Source organism: Westiellopsis prolifica IICB1, from assembly GCF_004323185.1.
GTDB classification, from domain to species: Bacteria; Cyanobacteriota; Cyanobacteriia; order Cyanobacteriales; family Nostocaceae; genus Pelatocladus; species Pelatocladus prolificus_A.
The window spans coordinates 1,206,788-1,230,549 of sequence record NZ_NAPS01000001.1 but is presented as its reverse complement, the minus strand read 5'-3'; the positions used below and the strand labels follow the sequence as shown (position 1 = coordinate 1,230,549).

Sequence of the window (23,762 nt, the reverse complement as noted above, 5' to 3'; positions counted from 1 at the left end):
AGTTAGTAATTTTCGTGATATATTTTGATTGATTTGAAAATCTGAATACTTTCCAGATTTTGATATAAATGCTAAATATTACCAATCTAGAATTCCATGAGCGGTCTATTTATTTTTTAGAAAAAAATTATGAACAGCGTTTGCAAATACTCAAGCAATTAGGGATAGGACGCTATGATTTTTTAGCGAAAATGCGCTTAAATGAAACAAATATTGTTTGCGTTAGCCGTTTTTTTGCTAATCCTACTCAGCTAAAATTTCCTAATTTGATGGGAGCAGATTTATCTGGTTTAGAATTAGAAGGAGTAAACTTGATTCGCGGAAATTTATCAGGAGCAAATTTGAAAGGAAGTATTTTAGTTGATGCTGATCTAATTTTTGCTAACTTTACAAATGCAGATGTCACAGATGCAGATTTAAGAGGAGCTACTCTCAATGAGACTATATGGTTAAAAGCTTTAGTGAAAAAATGTAATTTTGGTGAAGGAGTTGGTTTAAGCAATCAACAACGTCAAGATTTAGTAATGCGTGGAGCAGTTCTTAATTCTTAAAAATATTTTAGAAATAGATGAAGAGTGTTATGGATAGTAATATTAAATTGCCACGAAAATTAATGTTACTTGGTTCGGGAGAACTAGGAAAAGAATTTGTGATTGCTGCTCAACGCCTTGGTAATTTTGTAATTGCTGTTGATCGTTATGAAAATGCTCCAGCAATGCAAGTAGCAGATTGTGCAGAAGTAATTTCCATGTTGAGTGCTGATGATTTGGAAAGAATTGTTAGTAAGTATCAGCCGGATTTGATCATACCGGAAATTGAAGCAATTAGAACAGAAAAGTTGCTGGAATTTGAAGAAAGGGGAATGACAGTTATTCCAACCGCAGCAGCGACTAACTATACAATGAATCGCGATCGCATCCGGGAACTAGCACACCAAAAATTAGGGATTAGAACTGCAAAATATGGCTATGCTTCTACCTTAGAAGAATTAATGACAATTTCTGATGAAATTGGTTTTCCGAATGTGGTAAAACCTGTGATGTCTTCTTCTGGTAAAGGCCAGTCAGTTGTCAAAGATCAAGGAGAAGTTGAGAAAGCATGGAATTATGCGATCGCAGGTTCTAGAGGTGACACTCAAAAAGTCATCGTAGAAGAATTTATTGATTTTGAAATTGAGATTACTTTGCTAACTATTAAACAATGGAATGCGCCGACAATTTTCTGTTCTCCAATTGGTCATCGTCAAGAAAGAGGAGATTATCAAGAATCTTGGCAACCTGCGGGAATATCAGAAGCGATGATAGCACAAGCTCAGGAAATCGCCAAAAAAGTTACTGATGCTTTAGGTGGTGCGGGAATTTTTGGTGTGGAATTTTTTATTACTAAAGACGAGGTAATTTTTTCAGAACTTTCACCTAGACCTCATGATACGGGAATGGTGACTCTGATCTCGCAAAATTTGAATGAATTTGAACTGCATCTGCGAGCAATTTTAGGCTTACCAATTCCTCACATAGAACAGTTGGGAGCTTCAGCAAGTGCAGTAATCTTAGCTTCCGAAAAATTAGATGCTCCCGCTTACACAGGTGTAGCTGAGGCATTGTCAGAAAAAGATGTAGATATTAAGCTATTTGGTAAACCTACTGCTCATCCTTATCGTCGCATGGGAGTTGCTTTAGCAAAAGGTAACAATATTCAACAAGCACGAGAAAAAGCCACAACAGCCGCTAGTAAAGTTAAATTGACACAATAGTTTTCGGTTAAAGCGGAAAAAGAGAAAGGGACGGATATTCATCAATATTCATCGCTTTCTCAGTTCTATTCATGCGTTATACCATTTCACAAAAAACCTGATACAAATACAGACCCTGTAGAGACGCGATATATCGCGTCTGGTACAAAATTTATGTGTATCGTGATTCAATACGCTTGGTGTTAAGGTTAGCACTCTTTGTCAAAGTCATTTTTTCTAATGAACCGCAGAGGCGCAGAGGACACAGAGAAAGAAGAGAGAGAAGGAAAAAATTGCTTAACTGAACTGTATTGTATCGTGATTAACGTGAAATGGTATTACGTTTGGGAATTGGCAATTACAACAACTGTAAACCTAACAATTTATATCCTCAAAAATCTTTCCCTTTAAGATGTTGTTGGCTACGCCATTTTTGAAAGGCTTTATCATAGACTTTTCCTTCATTTCGATAAACGCTCAAACCGTGAAAAAACAAACCTAAACCCCATCCCAATAATGGAAATATTGCCCAAAAATAACTAGGTGTAGTAAATAAATTTAACAAAATTAGGAAGGAATTAACTGCCAAAAAAGAAATCAGATGTACCGAGAAACCTTTGCGTCGAGAATTATTAAATGTTCGTTGTTGGTGTTGTTCTGAACGCTGAATTAGCCATTGTTGTTCAGCTTTTTCCAGCATATTCGGAGAAATATTTAATTCAGAGGCCATTTCTACAAGTTGTTCTCGTGAAAATTCACCTTCCTGTTTTTGAGCAAGTGCCATTTGGAGAATTTGTTGTATGTCTTCCGAATCATAAGTCATAAAAATCTCTCCTCTGGGAATCTTGATAATTTAGCCTTAGACAAACTTTTCTACAGAAAAATCGTAACTTGAGGTAATAATAATGAAATTGATCTTAGTTTAACGAAGTGGAGCAGTTATATTGTGTCTGCTTCAACACTTATGCAATAAATTGGGGTTGCTAATAAGTTTAGGGGCGTACAGTCACCAGCCGTACGCCCCTTATCATGCAATACGGTTCGGATAAGACAAATCGATTGGTATCTAATACCATTTCACGTTAATCGCGATACACATAAATAATGTAGAGACGCGATATATCGCGTCTCTACGGATCTGTATTTGTATCAGATTTTTTGTGAAATGGTATAAACCCTGTAGAGACGTGCCATGGCACGTCTGGTACATGCCCAAATCATGACGAAAAATTCTTAACCGAACCGTATTGCCTAATCATGTATTTGTTTGATCAAAAAAGTTCAAAAAGTGAAACGATTATAAGCGTTTCTCAAATCGAATAATAAAGCGGAAAAGACTTAGCATCCTTCGGCTTGACATACACCTTTTGCTGTGGTTCCAAATTCAATTCATCAAAGCGATCGCGTGTCAAATGCGCTGTCACCACTTGTCCATCATCTAAAGTCAATTCTGCTTGAATTTCCCAACCCAAATGTATCAATCGACTTACCCTTGCAGGTACGGTACTACCGTTAGGAGATGTTTCGATAATCACGTCTTGGGGACGCAGGAACATTTCTGGATTTGCCGAATCGAACCCATTATTTTGGAAAATATTTGAAGTACTCGGTAATACGTTTACAGGCCCGATAAAACTCATCACAAATGCTGTCGCGGGATGATCGTAAATATCTGCTGGTGTTCCGACTTGTTCTACACGTCCTTTATTCATCACCACGATTTCATCAGAAACTTCCATCGCTTCTTCTTGGTCGTGGGTAACAAAAACAGTCGTCACATGCACCTCATCATGCAAACGCCGTAACCAAGCACGTAGATCTTTACGAACTTTAGCATCTAGCGCCCCAAAAGGTTCATCTAATAACAACACATTTGGTTCTGCTGCTAAAGCTCTAGCTAAGGCGACTCTTTGGCGTTGTCCACCGGATAATTGTGATGGATAGCGATCGCCCAGTCCACTCAGTTGTACCAATTCTAATAACTGTTCTACTCGCGCTTTCACTTTTGCTTTTGGCAACTTACGAATCTCCATACCAAAAGCAACGTTTTGCCGCACTGTCATGTGCTTAAATAAAGCATAGTGCTGAAATACAAACCCGATATTGCGTTCCTGCACACTTTGATTAGTAGCATCCTTGCCAGTCAAAATTATTCTGCCACTATCTGGCATTTCCAAACCAGCGATGAGCCGTAGCAAAGTTGACTTCCCTGATCCTGATGGTCCCAACAAAGCGACCAGGGAGCCACTTTTAATTTCTAGGCTCACCTGATCAACCGCTTGGAAACTGCCAAACTGTTTGGATACGTTTTCAACTACTATGCCCACTGCTAGGAACCTCTACAACTAATCCACGGTTGTTTGATGGGGTTTGTGTATTTAATATATATCACAAAAGCGCAGCACATTAAAAATTTTGATTAGCTAAGTGGTTTGAAAAAGGAGTGTAGTAGCGTGTCTAGGCTAAAATGTTGCATTAATAAACCGCAGAGGAAGCAGCGAAAAGTTTGAGCGGAGGTTTCCTCCGTTCGCGCAGCGTCCCGGAGGGAACTTCAAAGCTTTTCAAGAGAGAGAACGCAGAGAAAGAATCAGAGATTTATTACACTATTTTAGCCTTGCCACGCCAATAGGGTGTAATAAGAATCGAACTTGTTATGTAATTAAATAGCAGAGGAAAAAATTTCCCCTGCTTTAGCTTCTCAAACTTATCAGCAACCACCAGCCCAAGTTACCCATTTATGTGATAAACCAGTGTGTATAACAACCCCACTCATTTCTCTTTCACTGATGGTTGCTCCAGTTATATTCACACCATTAAGTTCAGCTTCATTTAAGTTTGTATCAGTCAAATTTGCTTGATTGAGATTAGAACCACTCAAATCCGCACCACTCAATTCTGCTTCACTTAAATTTGATTTTGTCAAGTTGGCTCTGATTAAATTTGCACTCCGCAAATCTGCACGACTTAAGTTAGTTTGCTTGAGGTTAACATTAATTAAGTCAGCTCCAATCAAGTTGATCTCACTCATGTTTGAACAGCTCAAATCTGCTCCAGTTAAATCTGCATCAGTCAGATTTGCTCGGCTAAAATTACATCCGCTAAAGTTAGCTTGGCTGAGATCTGCTCCACTTAAATCTGCTCCACAAAAATTTGCTCCACTCAAATCTATTTCACGAAGATTTGCTTTATGGAGATTTACACCAACGAAATCCCGCTCTCCTGTTTTATAGCGACTCAGGAGTATATTAATATCCATATTCTTTGCCTCGCAATGTTTACTAGTGAGCAAGTTTAGTTATGAGTTTCACTCCGTTCAAACCACGCAAGTATTAAGTTGCCAGCAACTGAAAATGTTTTAGCTATATCTTGTTCTCTTATTTTGCTAGAATTTTTCGGAAATGACACACTTGCTTAACGGAAATATGCATATAGATACACTTCCACTAATCAGTTAACAGTTGACACTGAACAGTTAACAGTAAGCAATTATCTTTGAATAACTTGCAGTATTGGCACAAGTCGTCTTTATACGACTTCATAAAATCAAATAGTCTGCTTAAAGCAGACTTTTGCTATAAGACTGCGATTTCAATCGCAGGCGTTTTTTCTGGGCGGGTTATGTTAGGAATAAAATCCTAATTCATAATTCTTAAAATTTCAGCTAGCTTTTGTGTAATTACCTCACTCACTAATTGATTTCCTTGTAAGTTGAGATGAATGTGGTCGTGATATAGAGCTTTTGGATTTTTAGTAGTATTAAATTCAGTCAAAAAATCTATATAAGCGATTTTCTGGGTTTTAGCAAATTCATTCAGGCGTTGACGTGCTTTAATTTCATAATCGCGGGAACCTGGCGAACCAATTTCGCGGAGTAAGGGAGTCATAACCAGTAAAAATTGACTATTATTTTGACGCGTCAGTGCTTGAATTTTACCAATAGCTTCCAGATTTATCGCCACGCGATCGCCATCTTCTTTATATATTGTTTTTAGTTCTGCTATCGGCTTAGGTTTAAAAATATAATTGCGAAATACTTCCACCAGCGCGAAAGCTGGTTTGCGATCTGGATAATTGCGATCGCGTCCTACAGGTAAAGATGTCGGAGCAGTAGCAAATAAGTCATCTGTGTTAATTAATAACACCACTATTTGAGCCTGAAAACTACCAAATTTTTCTAAATATGCTAGTTCATTTCTGGGTCCCCAAGAATTCGCCGAAGCATTTAATACTTGAATATGCGGGTAATTACTAAAATTGTCTGATATCAAAGAGCGTTGAATCAGGCTGGAAATAGTATTATCCTGGTCTGTCCACCAACCACCATTGGTAATTGAATCTCCTAACAGCAACACACGCAACGTAGAAGACGAAGGTATTTGTTCTATAGCTTCACTTCGCATAGAGTATTGATTAATTTCAATTCGATTACCGTAACGACGGGTACGCTGATTGGGAGCCAGTAAATAGCCTATTTTCTCATCCGCAATATAAATCAAAGGATTACCAAAACCAAAAAGCGATCGCATTCCTATTTCTATTACCAAAATTAAACAAAAGGTAAATGTAAAAATTAAAACTAATATTTCTTTCACTGATAAATACCTCATACTTTATCTCTACTTGGTTTTTGCCACCATTAACCATCAATTACCAACTAGCAAGACCTTAAAGTATTGTAATAACTTATACAAATTTATAAATTAGCTAAGTAATAAATTGTATAAAAATAGATAGTATACATTTTGGTATAAGTAAAATTGAGGATGTTTCATTAACAAAGCTTAAACAAAATATTAGTTAAGAATTACCTACCAGTTGCGAACTGAAGATTACAATCGAGACGTGTTAAGCCGTCACTCTCACAAAGGAAGATTACAAAGCTATGTCTGATTTAAATCGAGGAATCATGAAATTTCAGGGAGCAGACTCCCCTAAAATAGTCACTATTTCCACCGTGGTAATTTTAGGAGCGATCGCAGCTCTCATAATTTGGTCGCTGCAAGCAGCCTATGCAGTAAATTAATTTCCATAGCAACAACAAAGTCTATCTAAGATAAATCAACTTATTTTTAATAGGGATCGGGGATTCTCCAGAGGAGACGCTACGCGTAGACGCGTCAGCGGCTTCTCATAGAGTACGGGGATCGGGGATTGGGGATCAGGGAGTAGGGATCAGGGAGTAGGGATCAGGGGGCGTGGTTAAGAGAGTTGTTAAATGATTCCTCCTTGTCCTCCTTTGTCCCCAAATCCCCTTTCCCCGATCCCCTTTCCCCGATCCCCAATCCCCGATCCCCAATCCCCGATCCCCGATCCCCATTCGTGAAGTATTAAGAAAAAGTCCTGACATATACTAACAATTAGGTATTTGAGATTTTAGATTTAAATAGGAATCTAAAATCCAACATCCAACATGCTTGAACTCTGGGGTGTCTTAGTTATTGTAATAATCTGCCCATTATTAGGGGCATTACCGTTAATTGCTTGGATCACGCAAGCTCTGACGGGGCGACAATTAGCGGAAGTCGGTACTGGTAATGTAGGAGTATCGGCGGCTTTTTATCACGGTGGTACATTGGTGGGAATTTTGGCAGTCTTGTCAGAAGCAGCCAAAGGAATTGTCGCCGTTTTGATTGCTCGTGCTTATTTTCCCGATGGTTCGGCTTGGGAATTGGTAGCTTTAATTGCTCTAGTGATGGGCAGATACTTAATAGGTAGAGGTGCTGGAACTACAAACGTAGTTTGGGGATTTATAGTACATGACCCATTGGCAGCAGGATTTATATTATTAGTCACAGGTGCTAGTTTTACAATTTTACGCGATCGCCAGTCAGCAAAATACGTGGTTCTGGTCACAGTTCCAATCATTGTGGCAATATTGCATATGGAAGATCCATTGAGAATCTTCGCTGCGATTGGGCTTGCTGCTTTACTAAGCTGGATTTACAAACAAATACCTGATGACTTGGATCTGCCAGTGCAGAATGCCAAACCCGATTCCCAAGCAGTGTTACAATTTTTGCGCGGAGATCAAGGTATTCTGTCTCTAGATGACGAATTAGATCCGGCGATTGTGGGAAATAAAGCCGCAAAGTTATCTCAGATGAAACGCTGGGGTTATCCTGTACCTAAAGGATGGGTACTAATGCCCTATGAAGATCCGCAACGATTGATTGACTTTTTACAACCATCAGAATTATCTCCTTTGGTAGTGCGTTCTTCCGCGATTGGCGAAGACTCAGAACAAGCCTCTGGTGCAGGACAGTATGAAACTGTTTTAAATGTTACTACTAGAGAAGGGTTAGAAAATGCGATCGCCAAAGTCCAAGCATCCTACAACGAACCTCTAGCAGTCCAATATCGGCGCGATCGCAACGTCACAGATACAGCGATCGCAGTATTAGTTCAGCTACAAGTTCAATCAGTATTTTCCGGTGTGGCGTTTAGCCGCGACCCGATGACCCAAGAACAAGATGCAGTCGTAATTGAAGCTTTACCCGGAAGTGCAGTTCAAATCGTATCCGGACGGGTGACACCAGAACAATATCGGGCTTTTGTTGTGGATACAGAAAATTTAGCGCTGATTCAATTAGAAGGACAAGGACGAGTACCAGCAGCGTTAATTAAACAAGTAGCATATTTAGCCCGCCGTCTGGAAGATCGTTATCATGGCGTTCCCCAAGATATTGAATGGAGTTATGACGGTCAAACTCTTTGGGTACTGCAAACCCGTCCAATTAGTACTTTGTTACCAATCTGGACACGCAAAATCGCTGCGGAAGTTATTCCTGGGTTAATTCGCCCCTTAACTTGGTCAATTAATCGTCCTTTGACGTGTGGTGTATGGGGAAAAATTTTTGCTCTTGTCTTAGGCAAAAAAGCTGCGGGATTGGATTTCAATGAAACAGCAACACTGCACTATTCTCATGCTTATTTTAATGCTACTCTCTTAGGACAGATATTCCGACGCATGGGATTACCCCCGGAAAGTTTGGAGTTTTTAACGAGGGGAGAAAAGTTAAGCAAACCGCCGTTAAATTCTACATTAGAAAATTTGCCTGGACTGCTGCGGTTGTTAATGCGGGAGTTATGGTTAGGAAGCGAATTTCGGCGGGATTATCGTCAGCATTTTGCACCTGGTTTATTGCGGTTATCTTCAGAACCACTCGAAAAACTAGACTCGTCAGAGTTATTAGCTAGAATTAACTATATTTTAGATTTGCTAAACCGTGCCACTTTCTACAGTATTATGGCTCCCTTGAGTGCAGCCATACGTCAAGCCATATTTAAAGTTAAAGATAGCAAGCTTGATAATAGTCTGACACCAGAAGTAGCAGCATTGCGATCGCTCCAAAATTTAGCCGCTAAAGCCAAGCAGGAATTTTCTCAGTTCAAACCTGATACTGTGTTTGACAACATGGCTCAGTCTGAGTCAGGACAAGAGATTCTAGCTGAGTTTGACGAATTGCTACAACGCTATGGTTATTTGAGCGAAGTCGGAACTGATATTGCGGTTCCCACTTGGAAGGAAGAACCTCAAGCGGTAAAGCAGTTATTTGTGCAGTTTATGCAGGGAAATAAAAGCCATAGACGCGATAGCGACTTCCCGAAGGGTAGGGGCCAAGAACGCCAAGGGAAAAGAAATAAAGGTGTTGTCCAACGACGTGTGGATTTGAAAGGACGAGTCACAGAAATATATTCTCAGTTATTAGCCCATTTGCGTTGGTCGTTTGTTGCACTTGAACAAATTTGGTTAAATTCAAGTTTGTTGGGTGAACCTGGAGATATCTTTTTTCTGGAATTTGCAGAAATCAAGCGTTTGATTGAGGGGAATGACACAGATTTAGTTAAGCAATTATCTGAGATCGTGAAATTGAGGCGATCGCAACTTGTAGAACATGGGCAAATTAATCCAGTCTCCTTGTTAGTTTACGGCAATACTCCCCCGGCTCTACCTTTGCAAATTGCACCTCTGTCTCCTGATCAGGTATTACAAGGTATCCCCGCTAGTCCCGGACAAGCAGTCGGACGGGTGAAGGTGTTGCGAAATTTACAATCAATTACGGAGATTGACAAGGAAATAATTTTAGTAGTTCCTTATACAGACTCTGGTTGGGCGCCCTTACTAGTGAGAGCCGGAGGATTAATTTCTGAAGCTGGTGGTAGACTATCTCATGGAGCAATCCTAGCTCGCGAGTATGGCATTCCAGCAATTATGGATGTGCATAATGCTACCTGGATTTTCCAGGATGGTCAGCAAGTACGGATAGATGGTACTAGGGGTATTGTGGAAATATCCAATGATATAAGACCAGAATGAAACTGATATCCCTAAGCGAAATACCACAAGAGCCTGTTTCTCATAATCCTGAAATCAAGAAACAAGTAATGTTGCGGCTTGGTGAATTACCTGGTTTGACCAACTTTTCTCAAGCACGTTTTGCTCCCGGACAAATAGCTTCAACACACGCACATGAGGATATGTGTGAAGTATTTTTTGTCGAAGCTGGTTCGGGGATTATTCGTATTAATGATCAGGAATATCCTTTATTACCAGGAACTTGTGTAGCTGTAGAAAAATCAGAAACACACGAAATTGTCAATAATGGTACAACGGAATTAGTTCTCACCTACTTTGGTTTGCGAGCCTAGAGGGATCGGGGAGCGGGGACAAGGAGGACAAAAAGGACAAAACAGACAAGGAGGAGAAGGGAGAAAAAATCTATACACTGTTGGGGAAGTATTTATGGGTCAGCGTTTACAACAACTTTCATTGCTTTTTCAATACACTGAGTACTACTGTTTGCACATTCGGGAATTTCAATATCTGGTTGAACTCCTACACCTTCAATGGTATTACCTTTGGGTGAAACTACTTGAACAGTCGGGACAATTAGAGCAAAGCCTTGCCATCTCAGTCTAAAAGCATCGCCCCCAAACAGTGCGCCCATCGTGCGGGTTCCCAGTATTTTGGCAGCACGGTAGTCTTTGATGATTCCTGTGAATAGGTCACACGATGAGCCGCACTGACCATCAACCAGAATAAAATGGGGTCTTGAATCTTTTTGAGCTTCTAACCGCGTGCGCCACTCAATATAAGAATGTTCCTTTCCAAGCTCTATTTCTGGTTTTGCTTTTATATTAATTGCATCATCAAAATACCCTCGAAAGATATATGGTTCTTGTTTTTGCAACCCTTCACGAGTTCTGTCTCTCCAAAGCACTTTATTAGAACCGACGATGTCTTCAACCAGATAGCTAATGCTTGATCCATACCCTCCCCCATTTCCACGCAAATCAATCAGAATTACCTTGGCTTGAGAGAGTTGAGCTTTTTTCTGATCAAGTTCTGCTTTGGTAATCAGAGGAATGATGAAGCTTTTGACTCGGAGAATCCCAATTTTACCTCTCATTTCCGCTGAAACGGCTGGGTCAGGGGTAGCATTTGGTAAAGGTTTCTGTTCAATCATGCGAAATAATTTTTGACCCTCAACAGGGTCTAACAGTCGCAAGTGAGAAACTGAGAGTTTCTTCAATTGATTGCTGATATGTGTTGTTAATTCTGATCTTGACCAATTAGGTTTTGTCTCAACTTTGGCTAAAATTTCTCTTAAATGCTGTTCTCGTTCATCTTTTTTGAATTTAGGGTCAAAAATGTTACTCTCAAGTGTTTGATAAACGTCACGGATAAATAGCTTCGCTTCTTCTGAAGAGATAGTATCTGTACCTTTCAAAGTGGAGGATGTGAACCAATCTAGCGAAACATCTTGTTTCTGAGCTTGAGTAACCTTGCTGATACTTCCTTGATTCGATTGATGATCAAGTTGGGGTTTATTGGACAATTGGCAGCTTGTCACGCTCACAAGTGTAATGATCAATAAGAACCTTGTTAAGTGTTTAGTTTTTGGCATAAACTGCTTTGAAAAACTTACCTAAACCGTTCAATCTGAGAAATCTATTATTAATAAGTTGTCTAGGGCTTGTCTTTCAAATTTCTGTGCAATTTATAAAAATCTTTTGATTTTACGCTTTGTTATTTCGCCAGTGAGGTCAAATTGATGTCTTCTCAAGCAACCGCTATGTGTCCAGCAGACGTCATCAAAGAGGAATGGGTACTGTCCAGACACATCCTTCAAGCGGGTGGGCTAATTGTGGAACATCAGCTTCAGCCATCCGGGGAGTGTGAAGTATCGTCCGGGCTAACTCATCATTTTTTGGTTTTTGAACTGGGGAATGTGACACGCCAAATTTTCCGTATCGAGAAGCAAGAGTATGACGGATCTCTACTGCAAGGCGAACTACTTCTGATTCCGGCTAAAGCTCCTTTTTTTGGAGCTTGTGAAACGACGGATGAAATTTTAGCATTGTTCATCGATCCAACTTTTCTACATCAAATGTCCTTGGAAGCAAATTGTCCCCATTCTGAGCAAGTTGAACTTCTCAGTGTTATAAGCAGACGTGATTTGCAAATTGAATCTATTGTGCAGTCTATTCACAATGAAATCCAGCAAAACAGATGGGGAAGCAGATTGTATTTAGATTCTTTAGCAAATTTGTTAACAATTCATCTACTGAGAAACTATACTTCCAGCCCTCTTAAACTGCGAGAATACCAGGTAGGGTTAGGTGAATTTAGACTAAAAAGGGTATTAGAATATATCAATGCCCATCTTGAACAAGATATTGAGTTAGCCAATCTCGCTGAAGTCGCAGACTTTAGCCAATGCTACTTTGCTAGTCTCTTTAAGCAATCAATGGGGATAGCTCCTTGGCAGTATGTAGTGCAGCAGCGAGTTGAACGGGCAAAGAAGTTGTTAAAACAGCGTAATCAATCAATTTCAGAGATAGCATTACAGTGCGGTTTCAACAGTCAGAGTCACTTTACACAGCAATTTCGTAAAATAACGGGAGTTACACCTAAGACATATCGAGAACATTAAGCCTTGAAGTTGGAACATTAAGACTTACAGTTGGAACATTAAGACTTACAGTTGGAACATTAAGACTTACAGTTGGAACATTAAGACTTACAGTTGGAACATTAAGTCTTACAGCTGGAACATTAAGTCTTAAAGCTTGAACATTAAGACTTACAGCTTGAACATTAAGCCTTAAAGCTTGAACATTAAGCCTTAAAGCTTGAACGTTGAGGTTGGAAGGTCGAAGGTTGACGTTTGGGGAGCATCCCAATTTTTTCAATATACCGCTAAGGATTTAAATCCTTAGCTAACAGCACAAGTCGCCTGAAGACGGCTCAAACAAATCAAGTAGTCTGCTTTAAGCAGACTTTCGCTATGAGACTGCGATTTCAATCGCAGCCAGGTTTTGAAATGATCCAAAATCCAAAATCTAAAATAGAATGACCAACTGATTGTTGTTAGTCTAGAAAAACCTGTATTAAATTACAGTAATTTTGATCCGAAAGAGGGGAACCATGCCACATACAATTGTTACAGATGTCTGTGAAGGCGTCGCGGATTGCGTAGATGCTTGTCCAGTTGCTTGCATTCATGATGGACCGGGCAAAAATGTCAAAGGAACTGATTGGTATTGGATTGACTTCGCTACATGTATTGACTGCGGTATATGTCTTCAAGTTTGCCCAGTAGAAGGTGCGATCGTCCCAGAAGAAAGATCCGAACTGCAAAAAACGCCATTATAGTTATTTGTCCTTTGTCATTGGTCATTGGTGATTAGTCATTAGTCATTTGTAAATCACCTTGAATCTCCGTAAGCTTACATGATTCTTGACGAATGATTCATAATTAATGACTATTAACCAATAACTATTGTACAGACGCGATTCATCGCGTCTCTAATAACCAATAACCAATAACCAATGACCAATGACCAATGACTACTTACTAGAAGTTAATAATGTCCACGCTGGATACATTAAAGATGTTGATATTCTGCAAGGTGTAAATTTCCGTGTTTCTCCTGGAGAATTAGTCACCGTGATTGGCCCGAATGGTGCAGGAAAGTCAACTTTAGCAAAAGCCATTTTTGGGTTGTTGACACCTCATACAGGGACAATCACTTTTAAAGGAGAAAATATCACTGGCTTAAAATCGAACCAAATTGTGCAGCGAGGGATGTGTTATGTACCGCAAATTGCCAATGTTTTTCCCTCCCTATCTGTAGAAGAAAATTTGGAAATGGGTGCTTTTGTCCGCGATGTTCCTCTTCAACCACTCAAAGATAAAATATTTGCCATGTTTCCTCGACTGCGCGATCGCCGTCGTCAACGTGCTGGTACACTTTCCGGTGGTGAACGTCAGATGTTAGCCATGGGTAAAGCATTAATGTTAGAACCCAGTCTACTGCTTTTAGATGAACCTTCTGCTGCCTTATCTCCGATTTTGGTAACACAAGTATTTGAACAAATCCAAGAAATTAACCGGGGAGGTACAGCTATTGTCTTAGTCGAACAAAACGCTCGCAAAGCCTTAGAAATGGCTCATCGCGGTTGTGTACTCGAATCTGGACGCGATGCAATCACAGGCCCCGGTCAAGAATTATTAAATGACCCTAAAGTCGGAGAATTATATTTAGGAGCAGGAAAAGGACATTGATCTTTTTGGCATAATTCCAAAATCCCAAATCTAATGACTTATAATCCACCGCGATCGCGTTCTAGGTCGTAAATAACCTTATCAATATACCAATCAGCGGTTTTGTTGGGAAATTTTAGTTGTGCTTGGGTGAAAAGGCGCTTTGCTGCTTCCCTATCATCATGCAACAAAGTCATCAGTCTGTTTCTAAGTTTACCGCTAGCTTGCTCAAAGCTAATGATACCAGTCTTTGAACCTGCAAATGAGGCACTATCCGTAGTACTTGCTTGGCGATTTCCTCTGTTTTTTAAACCTACACCAATAGCCACGCCACCTACAACTGCTGCTACTAACCAAAGTTTAGATTGGTTATCTTGTGGTGTCACGAGTGTGGGAGTTGTGGAACTAGAATCTGCAAGCTGTGTCAATGGTTGTTCAATTCGCTGTGTAATTGTGGGTGCGAACTGAAATATTAAAAGACTGGATACAATCCCAGTCCCTAAAACTTTCAAAACATCTACAGATTTGTGAACAGAAAAAGTGTGAAACATCTCCTAGAAAGGAAACTCAAAAATTATTAATATTCCTATAATTTTATTTTGTGCGATCGCTATGACACAAATGTGTCAATTTTCTGACGATCATGCGATCGGGTATTCAGCTCCCCGACTTCGCAAGAGTCATCGGGGATCTATAAACCTCATAATTAATGCGATAGACTACTAGATAGGTTTTTTCGCGATCGCGATATTTCAGATCGTCACTTTTAATCCCAAGTTGTATATGTGTCCTAGTACCGTATAATCTTCTAATTCAACTGTGGCAAAACGCTTAACTCCTACTTGTTCCATTGCCCTTTGCAATTCTACATCTGGTTGAAGTAGTGCTGATTGCATCTTCCGAATCAAAGATACACCCAAACGCTGTGCTACTACCAATGGTGGCATGGGAGATGGTCCAAGTACTTCTACCACACGCAAATGTTGTGACAACTCAGGAAAGTCGCGTAATTCTTGTTCCAAAACTACACTGTCAATCGCTGCACAGTCTGCTATTCCCTCAACTACCCAACGAATTGAACAATGATGAGAACCTGATTGTATCGTTTTGCCAAAAAAATTTAAGGGATATCTTTGTTGAGCTAATTGATTGCGGAGCAGATTGTAACCACTGTTAGAACCAGGATCATTGTAGCAAAAGATTCCTCCTGCCAAATCTGCAAATACTTTGATATCACTATCAGCATTGACAATTACATCTGCAAAATAAATGGGACGGTTGTAATATCGAGATAACTGCATCACAGGAGCAACCAATGTCTGCAATTGGTCTGATACCACTTGACAGAAGCGAATCAGTGGTAGTCCACAAATAAATACCAGGTCTATTTGGTCTTGCAAAAGTAGTGGATCTTCCAAGGGATCGCATTCTCCTTGATACAGCTGTATTTCCAATCCTAAAACCCGCCCTAAATAAGCTGTTATTTCCTGGTATAATCCGAACTGATTAGGAGCTAAATAGGATACAGCACGCAGCTTTGGTAAGATAGTCATTCTGGTTCTACAACAGTACTGTGTTTAAGAATTTGTATTAACTTTCGCCCTGACCAATGAATGTATAAAAAGCCCAAGCTAGCAAAAGCCAGGAGTATAATTCCAAAAACCGTCGTATATGCTTTAGTGTGCCACCATAGCCGCGTGAGCAATGCTGCACCTTGTTTTGGTAACTTCCACAAGTCATGATCATTAACTTTTTTAGTTTGATGAATAGTTTGGACTAATGTCATTTTTATTGCTTAATAATAAAAATACTATAAATCTATCGGCTTATAGTAAATTATAAACCAAATCAGCCAGCTTCGTCAAAAATGTCATGTTGAATATAACAACAGCGATCGCTGTTGCTTTCAGATCACCAATATCAGCAATTATTGAAGCAGACATAATATAAGATAAAACAGATATCTTCCGCCGATCAGCAAAGCCGTTCGGTGAGATTTCTTTGTACCAATACGGCTAAATTCAAAGGAAGAAAATTATGTCATGGATGCAGTTAAGTCTCAACACAACAGAAGAAGCTGTCGATTGGGTCTGTAGCTTACTTGCCTCAACCAACTATACCAGTGATATTCGGATTGCAAAATATAATGAATCTAACTTAAACAAACCCACAGATCAAGATATTACACAATCCTGCTGGGCATTTACTGTCTGTTTCTATCTACCGTGTGACGTTCATACAAATGTACGTAGATCAGAAATTGTTGATTTGCTTTCACCCTTGGAACGGGTAGAACTCGCTACTACTATTCACACAAATCTATTTGATGAAAAACCAGCAAATTCTGAAGAACTTAACCCCATTATTCGTCGTATCGGCGAACGGTTTGTTGTGCTTTCTTCTGATACGCCCTATCATTCTCAAGCAGTAGATGAAGTTACGTTGAGACTGAAGACAAGTCTTGCTTTTGGCAGTGGTTTACATCCAGCAACTATCCTCAGCCTCCAGCTACTTGAACGTCATGTTGTTCCCCAAATGAATGTTCTTGATTTAGGATCGGGTTCAGGTATTCTGAGTGTGGCGATCGCGAAGCTAGGAGCGCAAGTATTAGCCCTAGACAACGATCCAATTGCTGTACAATCAACTCATGACGCTGTACATCGCAATGGGGTCGAGCAGCAGGTAACAGTCATGGAAGGGAGTTTGGGACAGGGAAGCAGTTTAGGACATTGGCTAGGCAGAGATACAATCAATAACGTGGCAACCATTGAACCAACAGCCAGCTTTGATCTGATAATTGCGAATATTTTAGCGCGGATACATATTGCCCTCGCCCCTGACTTTCGGCGGGCGCTGCGTCACACTGATCAGCAGACAGGTATATTGATTACATCCGGTTTCACCAACGATTACGAAGATGCAGTCACAACATCTTTAAAAGAAGAAGGATTCGAGGTAATCGATTGTGAAAGATTAGATGAGTGGGTTGCACTTGCTTATGGTTTGAAGTAAGTAGAGACGCGAAATTTCAGAATTAGAAACGCGAAATTTCAGAATGTAGAGACGCGAAATTTCAGAATGTAGAGACGCGAAATTTCAGAATGTAGAGACGCGAAATTTCAGAATGTAGAGACGCGAAATTTCGCGTCTCTACAAGGATTTCGTATCGAAGACAAATATGTACACAAACATAATTCATGACCAAATTCAGCAACGCTCAAAATCCTTATAGAGACGTTGCAATGCAACGTCTCTACATTATTTTTCACCAACGCGATCGCTCTTTTAAAAATCCTAGTTCAATCTAGCTTCTCAACAAAAGCTCAAATTGCTGCCAACAAAGATACATGGCACGCGGTACATGAAAACAACCTTTCCATTTCCCGCCTTTAAGATCCAAAAGCACTTCGCCACGACGATTGAGATAACCAAACCACTCACCGTATTCTGGATCGGCAAAGTGTGACCAAGCGTAATCATGTACTTTTTGATACCATTGCCAACATATTTCCCGTCCCGTCAAACGATAACCCATCGCTAGGGCAACTAAGGATTCTAAATGCACCCACCACAGCTTTTGATCCCATTCTAATTGTTGTGGTGGATGACCATCTGCATCCATAAAATAATATAAGCCGCCATATTTATTATCCCAAGCAAAATTGAGAATATTTAGCATCACATCAACGGCTTGATTAATAGTTTTGGTATCGTTTTTACGACGGGCAATGTCCATAATAAACCACATTGCTTCAATACCATGACCAGGGTTAATTAATCTTCCTTCAAAACAATCAATATGGGAACCATCGGAACCAACACTTTCATACATTAGACCCTTTTGTTGATCTAAAAAATCAGTCATCACTTCCTGAACAGTTGCAGCTAGAACATTTTCCAAAATTTCACTAGATAGCAACCATTCCATTTCTAAAGTTAGATTAGCTAAAATCATTGGCACAGCTAAAGATTTCATCGGACGTGTGCCGGGATAGGTTTTGGTATATTTACCCTTCGGGTTATCTTGACGCCGCAAAACGTTATTATAAGCTTGCATTGCTACATCTTTTGCCCAATCTTCCCCAGAAGCAAGCGCATATTGACTAAATGCCATTGCTGCAAAACAATCAGAAAAAATATTGTAAGGTTGTACTAGTGGTTCACCTGCACGAGTTAGGGCAAAGTACCAGTTACCATCAACATCTCTACCGTGATGGGCGAGAAAATTAGCACCGTTGCGAGCAATATTTAACCAATTTTCGCGTTTTTCTAGCTGATTGCAAAGCATCGAAAAAGTCCACACTTGGCGATTTTGCAACCAGATAAATTTATCTGTATCGTAAACTTTACCTTGGCGATCTAGGCAGGTAAAATAGCCGCCGTACTCCCAGTCCAAGGAATGTTTTTCCCAAAAAGGAAGTACATCGTTAAACAGTGTGTTTTTGTAAAGTTCTGCTAAGGCTTTGAGATCATACTCCATAAATTTCTTACTCTCGTTTACCAAAACCAACAGCGTTAATTATCACCTCGTTAGGGATGTCACGCCAAAGAGCAACCAATTGCTACATTGATAAATACTTGGGATAATTTAAAATTACCCGTCTGCACCATCTACCATATTCTGGCTATAGCCATCAAACCGTGATTACACTATTCAGGAAACTCCGCACTGCTTTAACGATAAAAGATAGGGGTTCTCAGGACACCACTACTAGAAGTTGGCTGCAAACTATTTTTATCACTAGTGTGGGAGTTACTGTTTTGGTGCTGGGAGTTCGCCATCTAAAATGGTTGCAAACTTGGGAATTAAGTGCTTATGACCAAATAATACGGCTACGCCCTGCTGAAGCACCAGATCCTCACCTGTTAATAGTTAGTGTCACTGAAGAGGATTTGGGATCACAAGATTTTTCTCTGCCAGATCAAATTATCAATCAGCTATTAGTTAAAATCCAGTCTTATCGACCACGTGTGATTGGGTTAAGTATTGATCGTTCCAAACAGAAAAATTTAGGGGCTGGTCTTGCCAATCTAGATAATGTTATCACTTACTGCACATTCAGCAGTATGGGCAGTCCAGAAATTCCTCCACCACCAAATTTTCCCAAAGACCAAGTCGGCTTTAGTGATGTAATTTCTGACACTGAAGATGTGATTGTGCGTCGCAGTTTGTTATTCGCTGGTTCCAATGACAAAAAATGTCAAACACGATTTTCTTTTGCAGCCCTATTAGCTATTAATTACCTAGAAAAACAAGGCATTAAATATAGTTTCCCTGATCAGAACCATTTTTATTTAGGTAAAACTCTATTTCCGCGTTTATCAAAAGATGCAGGTGGCTATGAAAATATAGACGCAGCAGGTTATCAGATTCTATTAAATTACCGTGATCCATCTCAATTTGCTAAACAAGTTACTGTCACACAAATTTTACAGAACCAGGTAGACCCCAATTGGATTAAAGACCGTCTCGTGATTATTGGTACTACTGCCCGTAGTGTTCACCCAGGTTTTTATACACCTTACAGTAGTTCAGCTAAGTATCCGCCGAGGATAGCTCCTGTGTTTATTCATGCACAGGTTGCAAGTCAGATTATCAGTACAGTATTGAGCGATCGCCATCTAATTTGGTACTTACCAAACTGGGCTGAAGCTGTTTGGGTGTGGGGATGGTCGATGGTAGGCGGTGTTTTAGCATGGCGACTGCGATATCCTGTACGTTTGGGTTTAGCTGGTAGTGTGTCTTTAGGTGGTTTAGTGGGTGTTTGCTATTTGCTATTTTTGCAAGGGGCATGGTTGCCAATAATACCACCTGCTGTAGCTTTAGTGTTGAGTGGTGTAAGTGTTATGGCTTACAGTACTTACCAAACTCAACAACAAACTAAAGTAATTATTTTACAAGTTGAAAAACAAAAAGAAGCAATAGAACAATTAAATACACTTTTAAAAGAAACGACACGCATTTATGACAAACACGTTCATTCTGACAGCACAAGTAATAACCCAGAAAAAGTCACTGGTGATTTTCTTTTAGGTGGACGTTATCAGATTCATAAAGTACTTGGTTCGGGTGGATTTGGTTGTACTTATTTAGCAAAAGATACCCAGCGTCCGGGAAATCCAATTTGTGTTGTCAAACAATTAATGCCGGCTCGACGAGATACTAGATTTATGCAAGTTGCGAGAAGATTATTTGATGCAGAAGCAGATATTTTAGAAGTCTTAGGGAAGCATCATCAAATTCCAGAATTATTAGCATATTTTGAAGAGAACAACGAATTTTATTTAGTACAAGAATATATTTCTGGACATGCGTTGAGTGATGAATTACCACCACATCACAATATCAAAACTGAATCTGATCTCATCGAGATGTTAAAAGGGATATTAGAAGTTTTGGTATTTGTTCACGAACACCGTGTGATTCATCGGGATATTAAACCGAGTAATATTATTAGGTCTGATACAGATAATCGCTTAGTGCTAATTGATTTTGGTGCAGTAAAAATGATGCAACCAAAATCTAGTGAACAAACCGAATTAGCTACAGTAGCCATTGGTACACGCGGTTATGCACCACCAGAACAATTTGCTGGTCATCCTCGATTATCCAGTGATATTTATGCTTTGGGGATGATTGCGATTCAAGCAATTACCGGAATCCCACCACACGAACTTCACCCTCATCCTGAAACTGGGACTGTAGAATGGCGCCATGGGGTAAAAATTAGTGAGAAGTTAGCAGAAATTTTGGATAAAATGGTGCGGTATCATTTTAGCGATCGCTATCACTCTGCAACTGAAGTTCTCCTAGACTTGAAAAAACTTGAATAAGTTGGTTAGTAAGTAAGTCAGCACAAATGTAGAGACGTGCCATGGCTCGTCTCTACTCGTTGGGGTCGTTATTTGTCACTTGTCATTGGCTATTAGTAAGGATTTTAGTCATGTTTACTTTTCGTAACATGGTTAGGTTTATTCCCACACTCCCAGACGCGATGAATCGCGTCTCTACATTACTTCCCACACTCCCACGCCAATTTCGCAGCACCCAGCATTCCCGCAGCATTACCTAATTCGGCTGGTAAGATTTGTAAATCTAGGCGAGATGTAGATAAAACTCGTTTCTCGATTTCTGCTTTGGCTGCTGGTAAAAAAAAGTTAGCGCTAGCACTGACACCACCACCAATGACGATCGCTTGTGGTGTCAGTACGTAAATTAAACTTGTTAAACCAATACCTAAATTTCTACCGTATTCTTGCCAAAAATTTAAGGCGTCGTTGTCTCCAGCTTGTGCCAAAACGCCTAACTCGGAAGGTTCTTTCCCGGTGCGGCGACGAATTGCTGTAATTGAAACCTGCTGTTCTAACGAACCTTTGTTACCACTTTTACATACGTGTCCATCTGGGTTAAATGTGATTAAACCCAATTCCCCAGCAGCACCATAATGACCGGTAAATAATTTACCATCAATAAAAATTGCCCCACCAACACCAGTCCCCAAAGTCAACAAGATAAAATTTTGAAAATGGCGACCAGTTCCTAACCAAGCTTCTCCTAAACCTGCACAATTGGCGTCATTATCAAGGATAGTTGGTTTGCCTGTTTTCGCTTCTAAAGCCTCCGCCAAAGGCACATCAACCCATCCTGGCAGGTTAATAGCTAATTTGGCAATACGCCTAGTTGCATCCGCAGGGCCGGGAGTACCAACACCGATAGCAATAGCTTGGTTGAGTGGATCTAATTGGGCGATCGCATCTACCATTTTTACTATCACCGCTTCTGGAGTTGCTGGTTGGGGAGTTGCTACAGTCAAGGATTTTAGGCAAGTACCATCAACTGTAAACCGTCCCAGTTTAATTGCTGTTCCCCCCAAGTCAATACCAATTACTTCTGCTCCCACCACACTGATCTCATAAATTATTGTTAGTAGTTATTAGTTAGTTGTTAGTGGTTAGTTGTCCAAACAACAATCAACAACCAACTATTTATAATTACTATTTTTCTGAATTATTTCACTCGCGTATGGTGTAGTTCGAGTTACATACATCACTGGAGTTGAACCCAAATTTGCTTGTACCTGCCAAGATGTAACTGGCGCACCTCGTAAAATACCAGCCAAAGCAACAGAAAGCATAAAACCGCCAGCAGTAGCAGCAACTAAAGAAAGTTTATCATTCATACAAATTCCTCACTAAATATAAGGGATCGGCGATCGGCGATCGGGGATTGGGGAGCGGGGAGCAGGGATCGGGGATTGGGGATCGGCGATCGGAAAGAATTTTGGATTTCAATCCAAAATCCAAAATCCAAAATCTAAAATTTCTTGTCCCCCTTGTCCCCTTTCCCCGATCCCATAACTATTTCCGGATTCTATTTTCTTTCCTCAAACGAGGATTGACAAATTCGTTTAACCCCTCACCTAGTAGTGATAACCCTACAACCATGAATGTTAAACCTAAGCCGGGGAAGAGAGTAGTCCACCAAATACCTGTAGGTAATGCTTCTAAAGCTTGTTTTAAGTCACGTCCCCATTCTGGTACTTCTTCGGGTAATCCTAAACCTAAAAAGCCTAAACCACCCAAAACTAGAATTGCATCGGCGGCGTTGAGGGTAAAGAGTACGGGTACGCTTTGAATAACATTAAAAAACAGATAGCGAGAAAGTACTTGCCAAGTATTAGCACCGATCGCTTGGGCTGCTTCTATATATACTTCTGTTTTGACACTGACGGTATGATTACGAACAACACGGTAATATTGGGGGATGTAAGCTATACTAATGGCGATCGCAGCATTTAATATTCCCCGTCCTACTACAAACGCTAGTGTTACTGAAAGCAACAACCCTGGTAGAGTGTAGATGCTATCCATTAAGAACAGCAAAGTTTTGTCCAATCTACCGCCAACATAGCCACTCACCATCCCCAAAGGTACACCCACAACCATACTCAGTGCTGTTGCGAGCAAAACTACTTGCAACGCTGCTTGAATACCAAATATGGTGCGTGAGAAAACATCGTAACCAAGACGACTAGTACCAAACCAATGCTTGGCTGAAGGTGGACTATGAATAGGGTTACTCAAGAAATCTGTGGGATCTTGTAGCCATCCCCAAGCCTGAAATACAGGAGCAAATAACGCTAGAAATATAAATAAAATGCTAATCACTAACCCTACAATCATTAATTTTTGGGACAGGTTAGGATTTTTAGCAAAATTTAAAAATCTTGGCAGTTGAGTTTTTACAACAGTCATAGGTTTGGGAAAGACGCACCGCGACGCGTCTGAAAAATCAGATTTGAGTTATGAGTGTTGGGGTTTGAGGACGGTTTTGTCAAGCAAAAAGTTGGGTAAGTTAATGAAGTGTAATGCAACTGTCTATTTCGGCGTACCCAAAAATCATTTCGGCGCACACAAAAATCATTTCAGCGCACACAAAAATCATTTCGGCGCACACAAAAATCATTTCGGCGAACCCA

General features: G+C 40.1%; 22 protein-coding genes. 10 read left to right on the top strand and 12 right to left on the bottom strand.

From position 1 onward, the window contains the following. Nucleotides 1–68 precede the first annotated feature (68 nt). Nucleotides 69–551, top strand: a complete 483-nt coding sequence (locus tag B4U84_RS05270) for a pentapeptide repeat-containing protein (RefSeq protein ID WP_131115941.1) — start codon at nucleotides 69–71, stop codon at nucleotides 549–551. A gap of 29 nt (nucleotides 552–580) precedes the next feature. Then, nucleotides 581–1,753 (top strand): formate-dependent phosphoribosylglycinamide formyltransferase, encoded by a 1,173-nt coding sequence (purT, locus tag B4U84_RS05265; RefSeq protein ID WP_131115939.1) that lies wholly within the window; start codon nucleotides 581–583, stop codon nucleotides 1,751–1,753. A 370-nt stretch (nucleotides 1,754–2,123) separates the two neighbouring features. On the opposite strand, the gene B4U84_RS05260 is transcribed toward purT, so the two are convergent. The 4 genes from B4U84_RS05260 to B4U84_RS05245 form a co-directional block, all read right to left on the bottom strand. Further along, the gene (locus tag B4U84_RS05260) at nucleotides 2,124–2,555 is read right to left on the bottom strand and encodes a 2TM domain-containing protein (protein WP_131115937.1); all 432 of its coding nucleotides are present in this window, start codon (nucleotides 2,553–2,555) and stop codon (nucleotides 2,124–2,126) included. A gap of 487 nt (nucleotides 2,556–3,042) precedes the next feature. After that, complete coding sequence (locus tag B4U84_RS05255; protein WP_017309409.1) at nucleotides 3,043–4,059, bottom strand: sulfate/molybdate ABC transporter ATP-binding protein; 1,017 nt, start codon at nucleotides 4,057–4,059, stop codon at nucleotides 3,043–3,045. Nucleotides 4,060–4,439: 380 nt separating this feature from the next. Continuing rightward, the gene (locus B4U84_RS05250) at nucleotides 4,440–4,988 is read right to left on the bottom strand and encodes a pentapeptide repeat-containing protein (RefSeq protein WP_131115935.1); all 549 of its coding nucleotides are present in this window, start codon (nucleotides 4,986–4,988) and stop codon (nucleotides 4,440–4,442) included. A gap of 379 nt (nucleotides 4,989–5,367) precedes the next feature. Then, entirely contained in the window at nucleotides 5,368–6,324 is a 957-nt protein-coding gene (locus B4U84_RS05245; RefSeq protein ID WP_131118732.1) for an SGNH/GDSL hydrolase family protein, read from the bottom strand. Between the two features lie 290 nt (nucleotides 6,325–6,614). On the opposite strand from B4U84_RS05245, the gene B4U84_RS30365 reads away from it, so the two are divergent. From B4U84_RS30365 to B4U84_RS05235, 3 genes are all read left to right on the top strand, one after another. Next, nucleotides 6,615–6,755, top strand: a complete 141-nt coding sequence (locus tag B4U84_RS30365; protein WP_017309412.1) for a hypothetical protein — start codon at nucleotides 6,615–6,617, stop codon at nucleotides 6,753–6,755. A 387-nt stretch (nucleotides 6,756–7,142) separates the two neighbouring features. After that, nucleotides 7,143–10,049, top strand: a complete 2,907-nt coding sequence (locus B4U84_RS05240; RefSeq protein ID WP_131115933.1) for a glycerol-3-phosphate acyltransferase — start codon at nucleotides 7,143–7,145, stop codon at nucleotides 10,047–10,049. Then, nucleotides 10,046–10,381: a cupin domain-containing protein gene (locus B4U84_RS05235; RefSeq protein WP_131115931.1), complete on the top strand. Its 336-nt coding sequence runs from the start codon at nucleotides 10,046–10,048 to the stop codon at nucleotides 10,379–10,381. The genes B4U84_RS05240 and B4U84_RS05235 overlap by 4 nt, the downstream gene beginning before the upstream one ends. A 92-nt stretch (nucleotides 10,382–10,473) precedes the next feature. Here B4U84_RS05235 and B4U84_RS05230 read toward each other — a convergent pair whose 3' ends face one another. After that, on the bottom strand, nucleotides 10,474–11,571 hold the full coding sequence (locus tag B4U84_RS05230; protein WP_242677540.1) for a S41 family peptidase: 1,098 nt from the start codon (nucleotides 11,569–11,571) through the stop codon (nucleotides 10,474–10,476). 216 nt (nucleotides 11,572–11,787) lie between these two features. Between B4U84_RS05230 and B4U84_RS05225 the strand changes: the two genes are divergently transcribed. From B4U84_RS05225 to B4U84_RS05210, 3 genes are all read left to right on the top strand, one after another. Beyond that, nucleotides 11,788–12,669, top strand: a complete 882-nt coding sequence (locus B4U84_RS05225) for a helix-turn-helix domain-containing protein (protein WP_017309418.1) — start codon at nucleotides 11,788–11,790, stop codon at nucleotides 12,667–12,669. A gap of 494 nt (nucleotides 12,670–13,163) precedes the next feature. Next, a complete protein-coding gene (locus tag B4U84_RS05215; protein ID WP_017309421.1) occupies nucleotides 13,164–13,391 on the top strand; it encodes a ferredoxin family protein in 228 nt (75 codons plus the stop codon). Between the two features lie 184 nt (nucleotides 13,392–13,575). Further along, on the top strand, nucleotides 13,576–14,304 hold the full coding sequence (locus B4U84_RS05210) for an ABC transporter ATP-binding protein (protein ID WP_131115925.1): 729 nt from the start codon (nucleotides 13,576–13,578) through the stop codon (nucleotides 14,302–14,304). 38 nt (nucleotides 14,305–14,342) lie between these two features. On the opposite strand, the gene B4U84_RS05205 is transcribed toward B4U84_RS05210, so the two are convergent. The 3 genes from B4U84_RS05205 to B4U84_RS05195 form a co-directional block, all read right to left on the bottom strand. Further along, complete coding sequence (locus B4U84_RS05205) at nucleotides 14,343–14,834, bottom strand: hypothetical protein (RefSeq protein WP_131115923.1); 492 nt, start codon at nucleotides 14,832–14,834, stop codon at nucleotides 14,343–14,345. Between the two features lie 201 nt (nucleotides 14,835–15,035). After that, a complete protein-coding gene (locus B4U84_RS05200; RefSeq protein WP_131115921.1) occupies nucleotides 15,036–15,836 on the bottom strand; it encodes a phosphate/phosphite/phosphonate ABC transporter substrate-binding protein in 801 nt (266 codons plus the stop codon). Next, nucleotides 15,833–16,069, bottom strand: a complete 237-nt coding sequence (locus B4U84_RS05195; protein WP_017309425.1) for a hypothetical protein — start codon at nucleotides 16,067–16,069, stop codon at nucleotides 15,833–15,835. Before B4U84_RS05195 ends, B4U84_RS05200 begins: the two co-directional genes overlap by 4 nt. Before the next feature lie 251 nt (nucleotides 16,070–16,320). Between B4U84_RS05195 and B4U84_RS05190 the strand changes: the two genes are divergently transcribed. Then, nucleotides 16,321–17,295 carry a 50S ribosomal protein L11 methyltransferase gene (locus B4U84_RS05190; RefSeq protein WP_131115919.1) on the top strand — a complete coding sequence of 325 codons (975 nt, stop codon included), beginning with the start codon at nucleotides 16,321–16,323 and terminating at the stop codon, nucleotides 17,293–17,295. Between the two features lie 292 nt (nucleotides 17,296–17,587). Here B4U84_RS05190 and B4U84_RS05185 read toward each other — a convergent pair whose 3' ends face one another. Beyond that, nucleotides 17,588–18,763 (bottom strand): n-acyl-d-glucosamine 2-epimerase, encoded by a 1,176-nt coding sequence (locus B4U84_RS05185; protein ID WP_131115917.1) that lies wholly within the window; start codon nucleotides 18,761–18,763, stop codon nucleotides 17,588–17,590. A gap of 161 nt (nucleotides 18,764–18,924) precedes the next feature. On the opposite strand from B4U84_RS05185, the gene B4U84_RS05180 reads away from it, so the two are divergent. Beyond that, nucleotides 18,925–21,117 (top strand): CHASE2 domain-containing protein, encoded by a 2,193-nt coding sequence (locus B4U84_RS05180; protein ID WP_131115915.1) that lies wholly within the window; start codon nucleotides 18,925–18,927, stop codon nucleotides 21,115–21,117. A gap of 179 nt (nucleotides 21,118–21,296) precedes the next feature. On the opposite strand, the gene B4U84_RS05175 is transcribed toward B4U84_RS05180, so the two are convergent. The 3 genes from B4U84_RS05175 to B4U84_RS05165 form a co-directional block, all read right to left on the bottom strand. Next, nucleotides 21,297–22,184, bottom strand: coding sequence for an ROK family protein (locus B4U84_RS05175; protein WP_207390898.1), 888 nt, complete (start codon nucleotides 22,182–22,184; stop codon nucleotides 21,297–21,299). An 81-nt stretch (nucleotides 22,185–22,265) separates the two neighbouring features. Next, a complete protein-coding gene (locus tag B4U84_RS05170; protein ID WP_131115911.1) occupies nucleotides 22,266–22,463 on the bottom strand; it encodes a hypothetical protein in 198 nt (65 codons plus the stop codon). A 178-nt stretch (nucleotides 22,464–22,641) separates the two neighbouring features. Continuing rightward, entirely contained in the window at nucleotides 22,642–23,538 is an 897-nt protein-coding gene (locus tag B4U84_RS05165; protein WP_017309433.1) for an ABC transporter permease, read from the bottom strand. Nucleotides 23,539–23,762 lie beyond the last annotated feature (224 nt).

Bases quoted from the DNA above. Each gene is read 5' to 3' on its own strand.
- B4U84_RS30365 (WP_017309412.1), top strand. From the start codon at position 6,615: ATGTCTGATTTAAATCGAGGAATCATGAAATTTCAGGGAGCAGACTCC.
- B4U84_RS05195 (WP_017309425.1), bottom strand. From the start codon at position 16,069: ATGACATTAGTCCAAACTATTCATCAAACTAAAAAAGTTAATGATCAT.
- B4U84_RS05200 (WP_131115921.1), bottom strand. From the start codon at position 15,836: ATGACTATCTTACCAAAGCTGCGTGCTGTATCCTATTTAGCTCCTAAT.
- purT (WP_131115939.1), top strand. From the start codon at position 581: ATGGATAGTAATATTAAATTGCCACGAAAATTAATGTTACTTGGTTCG.
- B4U84_RS05250 (WP_131115935.1), bottom strand. From the start codon at position 4,988: ATGGATATTAATATACTCCTGAGTCGCTATAAAACAGGAGAGCGGGAT.
- B4U84_RS05215 (WP_017309421.1), top strand. From the start codon at position 13,164: ATGCCACATACAATTGTTACAGATGTCTGTGAAGGCGTCGCGGATTGC.
- B4U84_RS05205 (WP_131115923.1), bottom strand. From the start codon at position 14,834: ATGTTTCACACTTTTTCTGTTCACAAATCTGTAGATGTTTTGAAAGTT.
- B4U84_RS05185 (WP_131115917.1), bottom strand. From the start codon at position 18,763: ATGGAGTATGATCTCAAAGCCTTAGCAGAACTTTACAAAAACACACTG.
- B4U84_RS05210 (WP_131115925.1), top strand. From the start codon at position 13,576: ATGACCAATGACTACTTACTAGAAGTTAATAATGTCCACGCTGGATAC.
- B4U84_RS05190 (WP_131115919.1), top strand. From the start codon at position 16,321: ATGTCATGGATGCAGTTAAGTCTCAACACAACAGAAGAAGCTGTCGAT.
- B4U84_RS05260 (WP_131115937.1), bottom strand. From the start codon at position 2,555: ATGACTTATGATTCGGAAGACATACAACAAATTCTCCAAATGGCACTT.
- B4U84_RS05270 (WP_131115941.1), top strand. From the start codon at position 69: ATGCTAAATATTACCAATCTAGAATTCCATGAGCGGTCTATTTATTTT.
- B4U84_RS05165 (WP_017309433.1), bottom strand. From the start codon at position 23,538: ATGACTGTTGTAAAAACTCAACTGCCAAGATTTTTAAATTTTGCTAAA.
- B4U84_RS05170 (WP_131115911.1), bottom strand. From the start codon at position 22,463: ATGAATGATAAACTTTCTTTAGTTGCTGCTACTGCTGGCGGTTTTATG.
- B4U84_RS05235 (WP_131115931.1), top strand. From the start codon at position 10,046: ATGAAACTGATATCCCTAAGCGAAATACCACAAGAGCCTGTTTCTCAT.
- B4U84_RS05225 (WP_017309418.1), top strand. From the start codon at position 11,788: ATGTCTTCTCAAGCAACCGCTATGTGTCCAGCAGACGTCATCAAAGAG.
- B4U84_RS05240 (WP_131115933.1), top strand. From the start codon at position 7,143: ATGCTTGAACTCTGGGGTGTCTTAGTTATTGTAATAATCTGCCCATTA.